Annotated in this window: 2 protein-coding genes and 2 pseudogenes; 2 read left to right on the top strand and 2 right to left on the bottom strand. The window is 63.4% G+C overall.

Annotated elements, in window-relative coordinates:
- Positions 1-286 (top strand): annotated as a pseudogene (locus G3T14_RS24830) (hypothetical protein); the annotation flags it as partial.
- Here G3T14_RS24830 and G3T14_RS22675 read toward each other — a convergent pair.
- Complete coding sequence (locus tag G3T14_RS22675; protein ID WP_163644770.1) at positions 242-994, bottom strand: IS6 family transposase; 753 nt, start codon at positions 992-994, stop codon at positions 242-244. The pseudogene G3T14_RS24830 and the gene G3T14_RS22675 sit on opposite strands and share 45 nt — an antisense overlap.
- A gap of 428 nt (positions 995-1,422) precedes the next feature.
- Positions 1,423-1,701, bottom strand: a pseudogene (locus tag G3T14_RS22670) (IS3 family transposase); the annotation flags it as partial.
- A gap of 684 nt (positions 1,702-2,385) precedes the next feature.
- Between G3T14_RS22670 and G3T14_RS22665 the strand changes: the two are divergent.
- Positions 2,386-5,826 (top strand): DEAD/DEAH box helicase, encoded by a 3,441-nt coding sequence (locus G3T14_RS22665; RefSeq protein ID WP_163644769.1) that lies wholly within the window; start codon positions 2,386-2,388, stop codon positions 5,824-5,826.
- The last annotated feature ends 508 nt before the right edge of the window (positions 5,827-6,334 follow it).

Raw genomic sequence — 6,334 nt, 5'->3', positions numbered from 1 at the left:
GTTTGCCCGGGCCGGGGTGAAGCAGGGCATGCGCCGCCTGCCCGAGCCGGACTGGCCCTCCGTCATCCGGGAGATGCGCCGGTCCGGGGTCAACCTGACCGTGCTGTGGGAGGAGTACCGGGAGACCCATCCGGACGGCTACGGCTACTCCCGGTTCTGCGATCTCTACAGGGAGTTCGAGCGCCGGGGGCGTGTCGCAAATTTGAATCTGAGACGCGGAACAACCTTTTCCGTCCCACTTTCACGCTTTGTTCGCCTGGGGAAGTCCGAAGCAGAGCGCGAGTAGCTGGTTCTGCTCGCGCACCGTCCATTCGCCAGCGAACCCGAAGCCCTTGCGCAGCCAGAGCATGGCCTCGCAGCCCTGGATCGTACGCCGCGCCGTGTTGAACGAGCGGAAGCCGCCGACCCGCGGCATCGATCGCTTCACCCGGAAGTGGTCGCTCTCGTTCCCCTGCTGCAGATGCTTGGTGACGTAGTGGATCGGCGTGCGTGGCAGCAGGCCTGCCTTCCGACTCTCGGTGATGGCCGGCGGATACGTGCCGGCGCCATCAGTGCCGATCCGGTCGGGGGCGAGGAGGGGCTGATCCTGCAGCATCTTGCGGAAGAAGCGCTTGGCGGCATCGAGATCCCGGTTGGCGGTGAGCAGGAAATCGACTGGATTGCCGTGCTTGTCGACGGCCCGGTAGAGATAGCGCCACTCACCCCGCACCTTGATGTACGTTTCGTCGATGCGGATCGAGCCGCAGTGCGGCTTGCGGAACTGCCGCAGTCGCTTCTCGATCATTGGCGCGTAGGCCAAGACCCAGCGGTTCAGGGTGGAGTGGTCCACCTCGACCCCGCGTTCCAGGAACAGCTCCTCGATGTCGCGGTAGCTGAGCGGGTAGCGCAGGTACCAGGAGACGGCCTGCACGATCAGGGCAGCCTCGTAGTGCCGGCCTTTGAAGTCGGCCTTGGCGCGCTGCTTCAGCTTCGAGGCGATGGCGGACAGGATCATGGACGGCCTCCGGGACTGGAGGCGCCATGCGGGCCGTATGGTCAACACGGGGTAAACGTCGCGGGTTTGCGACAGGCCCGATAGGACTGTGCATCCCCATCTCCGCAGTGAAACTTTTCCGGCGCCTGGCGAGTACAGGCCAGACCATTCAGGTCTGAGAAAATTATCTACAGTGGTATTATTTCTAAGCTTGTTATTTCTGATTGTGGGCGGAGTTTTAGCAGCCATCGCAAATCGCAGGCCCGCATTCGAGTGGGTGGCTGGCCTCCTCATCGTCGGTGGCCTCACCATTGCTGGCGCGGGGTTGCGATTGTTCCGCTGACAAGACTGGATCAAGCATGCCACAGAGGGCCTGTCGCAAACGCGAACGCGCCTTCGATTACGCGTTTTTAAGCATATGGCCTGCTGCCGGTTCCGTGGACACGATCCTAAGCGAATTTGGCCTGTTTCTCGAACTCGACGGGGCTGACGTAGCCGAGGGTCGAGTGCCGGCGGTTCGGATTGTAGAAGCGCTCGATGTAATCGAACACATCGGCCCGAGCCTGGTCTCGCGAGCGGTATGTCTTTCGAGCCGTCCGTTCGGTTTTCAGGGACGAGAAGAAGCTCTCCATCGCGGCATTGTCCCAGACGTTTCCGGACCGGCTCATGAAGCAGGTGATACCGTGATCCGCCATGAGGCGCTGGAACGGTTCGCTCGTATACTGGGCGGATTCAACCGGTCGTCGCAATGCCGTGTTTTTCGATCTGCGCGAGGCATTGGTCAAGCGCCTCAGCCAGTGTTCTCCAGCCCAGCGTCTTGCGCGGTCGACCATGTAAGGGTCGCAGCAACGGCTGCATGTGAAAAAGCTTCCAAGAATGACCCCGCCTCGCCTTCATATTCCAATAGAAAATCAGAGCCTTAGAGTGTGAATAAGCGTTGAAGCGCGACCCCTCCCGCAGACCAGCTTAAGCTTCTGTAATATATTAAGATTTTTTAATTAAGGTGGGGTCACGATCGGCGCCGATCATGACCCCACCTAAGTCAAAAATTCCGCACAACAAACAGGAGGTTACGCTTCATCTCACAGGGGTCACGCTACGGCGCCTATTCACACTGCAGGCCTTGCACGATAGCATCGCCATGTTTCCCTCCTACCGAGCGAATCATCATTATGAATCAAAGCGATGCGGTTTGATATCTAGAGGTAGGACTCTCCGAAAACGAACGGTTTTTCTCTGGAATGCCATTGAAAGCGTTTTCCAGTTCCGGACCTCTCGACCTCATCAATGCCGGGTCAGACCTCGACGCTGGTCGGAAGCCGGCGCGAGTATCGATGATTGACAGAGCCCCGATCGCTCCCGCTTGAATGGAAATCGACCTCAGCAATTGAGAAGGCCCCGCACGCGATCCCATGGAGCGCTACAGCGAGAAAGACATCCTCCGCGAATTTGGAGGGAAAGCCTTCGAGGCCGCACGAGCTTATGTGCGTGAAGGCCGTGTTCTCACGTTCGAGCAGGACGACGACGTCGTGTCAGGACAGGTGCTCGGCACGGCACGCCGGCCCTACGAGCAGACGATCACGATCGAAGCCGTGCGCGGCGGCGTGACTATCTTCGGAGATTGCACCTGCCCAGTCGGCTTTAATTGCAAGCATGTTGCGGCTGTCCTCTTATCAGGCCTCCAACCGGCGAAGGCATTCGCTCCCCCCTCGTCGGAGGAGCGCGTCGCCCAGATCCTCTTAGCGCCAGCACCGCGTTCCATCGCATCGCCTGCCCGCGGAGCGCCAATGCCGGGCTTGGCTGCATGGCTCGACGATCTCGACCGAGCCCACGCCATGGCCGAGGAGGACTATCCCGCCGGTCTCGCCCAACGCCTCGTCTACGTCCTCAGTCCGATGCCATTCGGTCATGGCGTCCCCCGCCTTGGCTTTCGCGCCTTGTCTGCACGCCTACTCAAAAACGGCCGCTTCTCCAATAGCAGCCGACCTTACGAGAGCGGCGCGGCCCTGTCGGGAAACCCTGCCAAGTTCCTCAGACCCTCGGACCTACGGATCCTCCGTGCGGCGATGCTACTTCGGCGTACCCATGGGAGTGGGGCGGCCGACAGCCTCGCCCATGACGGCGGCGCCGTCGTTCTGGCCGATATCCTGGCGACCGGGCGGGCGCGCTGGCTCGACATCAACGGATCAGTGCTGGCAACGGGTCCCTCACGCTCAGGCCGGTTTGTTTGGCAACCAGTCGGCGAGACTGCCTTCGTTCCGCGGCTCGAACTCGACGGCCAAGGCATCGTGCTTGGCGCGACGCCGCCAGTCTACGTCGATCCCGAGCAAGGCCTCATCGGCGTCGTCGAGACGCCCTATCCACCACGCGTCGCCGCGACACTCCTGGCCGCTCCGGAGGTCCCTGCCGAGGCGGTGGCCGAGTTCAACCGCGCGTTGACACAGCGCGTCCCCGGCCTGGCTGCCTTGGCGGCGCCGGAGCCGAGGCGAGAACGGATGCTCGGGGTTCTCCCGACCCCCGTCTTCCGCTTATTCGCCGCTGATCTGCCGTCTGAGGTGACACCAGCCTACGGCTACTATGGCTATGGCGTGCCACCCGTGCTCGAACGGATCGGGCTAGGGCGCCTCTCCTTCCGCTACGAGTCCGTCGTCACCGCGCTGGGCGAAGCCAAGCCGGTGGTTACTCGCCTGAGTGCCGGACGCCTGATCGAGGTCCATCGCGATGCCGACGCGGAACGACGCGCTGTCGCCACGCTGCTGGCCAACGGCTTCGCCCCGCTGCCCGAGCATCGGGCCCGGGTCCCGGCCGCGCACACGCGCGACTTCGTGCCCGACGGTGACGACCTCGCCTGGCTCGACGTCCAGTACCACGTCCTGCCCAAACTTCGGGCGGAGGGCTGGGAGATCGCGGTCTCGGACGACTTCCCGGGACGGCTATTGCGGGCCGGCGATACCGTCGAGGCGGAGGTCCACGAAAGTTCGGGCATCGACTGGTTCGACTTTCATCTTGGCGTCATGGTCGATGGCGAGCGGATCGACCTTATCGGTCCGATCATAGCGATGATCGCTGCACCCGGCTTCGATCTCGCGATGGTCGAGGCGGCGGCGGAGACCGACGAAGCCGCCTACGTGCCGCTGGGCGATGGTCGCGTTCTCGCTTTTCCGGCAAAGCGGCTCGAACCGATTGTCGCCGCTATCCGCGACCTCGCGCTTGGCAACTGGGCCGGCGAGGGCCGGCTGCGGCTTAGTCGTGCCGATGCAGCTGGACTTGCGGCCTTCGAAGCGGCGATACCTGATGCTGTCTGGTCCGGCGGCGAGCGCATTCGCGAGATGGGGCGCCGGCTCGGCGAGGCCGGCGGCATCCCGCCTGCAATCCTACCGCCTGGTTTCCTTGCGACGCTGCGGCCCTACCAGCACGAAGGCGTGTCCTGGCTCGCATTCCTGCGCGAAGTCGGCTTCGGGGGCGTGCTTGCCGATGACATGGGGCTCGGCAAGACGGTGCAGGCGCTAGCGCTTCTGGCCATCGAGAAGGACCAAGGCCGGCTCGACGGTCCGGCGCTGGTCGTAGCGCCGACTAGCCTGATGGCGAACTGGCGTCGGGAGGCGGAGCGCTTCGCCCCCAGCCTGCGCGTCCTCACCCTGCATGGGCACGACCGCGCCGATCGGTTCAGCGAGATTGCCGACAACGACCTCGTGCTGACGACCTATCCGCTGATCGCCCGCGATCATGCCGTGCTGGCCGCCCGGACATGGCCGTTACTGCTCCTCGACGAGGCGCAGACAGTTAAGAACCCAAATGCAACGACGACGAAGCTGCTGCTCGGGATCGAGGCCGATCACCGCGTCTGCCTAACCGGCACCCCAATGGAGAACAATCTCGACGAACTGTGGTCGCTATTCGCCTTCGCGTGTCCCGGTTTGCTCGGCGACCGCAAGAGCTTTGCGCGGATCTGGCGCGGCCCGATCGAGAAGCAGGGCGACCGTGAGCGCAGCCGCCTCCTCGCCCGCCGTGTGAAGCCGTTTCTGCTGCGCCGGACCAAGGCGGAGGTCGCCCGCGAGCTGCCGCCAAAGACCGAGATCATCGAGCGCATCGACCTCCAGGGCCCGCAACGCGACGTCTACGAGGGGATCCGGCTCTCCATGCACGCGCGCGTCAGCGCCGCGATCGCCGAACGGGGCTGGGCGCGCAGCCGGATCATCATCCTCGACGCCCTACTGAAGCTGCGGCAGGCGTGCTGCGACCCGCGCCTCCTGAAGCAGGCCGGTGAGGGCAGCGCCGACGGCAAAGCCGGTCCGACGCGAAAGATCACTGACCGTAAGCCGGCGCGGCGAATGGTTGATGCCGGCTCAGCCAAGCTCGACCGGCTGGATGAGATGTTGGTCGAGCTGCTCGCCGAGGGGCGCCGAATCCTCGTGTTCTCGCAGTTCACGTCGATGCTGAGCCTCATCCAGGCACGACTCACTGCTCGAGCGATCTCCTACTCGCTCCTAACGGGGAAAACCCGCGACCGCGAGGCGGCGATCCGGGTGTTCGAGGAGGGAGCTGTCAGCGTCTTCCTCGTCAGCCTTAAGGCAGGCGGGACAGGGCTCAACCTCGTCGCGGCCGACACCGTGATCCTCTACGACCCGTGGTGGAACCCTGCCGTTGAGGATCAGGCTGTCGATCGTGCCTACCGGATCGGACAAACCAAGCCGGTGTTCGTCCACAAACTCGTGGCGACCGGGACGATCGAGGAGAAGATGGAGATCCTGAAAGAGCGCAAGAGCGCGCTGGCCCAATCGCTGTTCGACCACGATGGCGCACCGACACTCGCGATGACGCAGGCTGATCTCGATCTTCTGTTCGCGTCGTAGCTCCGCCCCTGGCCCACTTCACGTCCTGTTCGCAGTGGCAAGGTCCTATGCGGTGAGGCTAGCGACGATGGCACTCCAGATCCGGCCAATGGCCTGCAAAGCCGCCAGGGCGTCGAGGTTCTCGCTCACCATCTCGATCGGCCCGGTGGGCGACTGTCCGTCCAGGATGAGCCCGCCGCCGCCGCTGACAGTGCCGCCGAATACTGGGTGTAGCGGCAGGAGTACGGTAGGTCTAACATTAGTACGGTAGATAGCGGCAAGGCACGGTAGAGATACGGTAAGAAGGACGGTAGCAGTGGGGGTATCACACCACACGCACTGAAGCGTCGGCAGGCCTCGGATGGCACCAAACCCGTCGCCTGCGTTCGGATCAAGCCTTGCCTACCACCTAAGCCGCCGCTCGCAAATCGAAGTGCAGAGCGCCGAGATTCTGAAGCGAACCGAAACAGATCAAAGCATCCCGAAGCCGCTTAAACCGGACTGCCATGCTTCGAAATGCTCGCAAATG

It is taken from the genome of Methylobacterium sp. BTF04, assembly GCF_010692745.1.
Classification (GTDB): domain Bacteria; phylum Pseudomonadota; class Alphaproteobacteria; order Rhizobiales; family Beijerinckiaceae; genus Methylobacterium.
This window is presented reverse-complemented; position numbering and strand designations above follow the sequence as displayed.

What these genes read in the sequence shown, in the direction of transcription:
- G3T14_RS22665 (WP_163644769.1), top strand. Translation starts at nt 2,386, where the DNA reads ATGGAGCGCTACAGCGAGAAAGACATCCTCCGCGAATTTGGAGGGAAA.
- G3T14_RS22675 (WP_163644770.1), bottom strand. Translation starts at nt 994, where the DNA reads ATGATCCTGTCCGCCATCGCCTCGAAGCTGAAGCAGCGCGCCAAGGCC.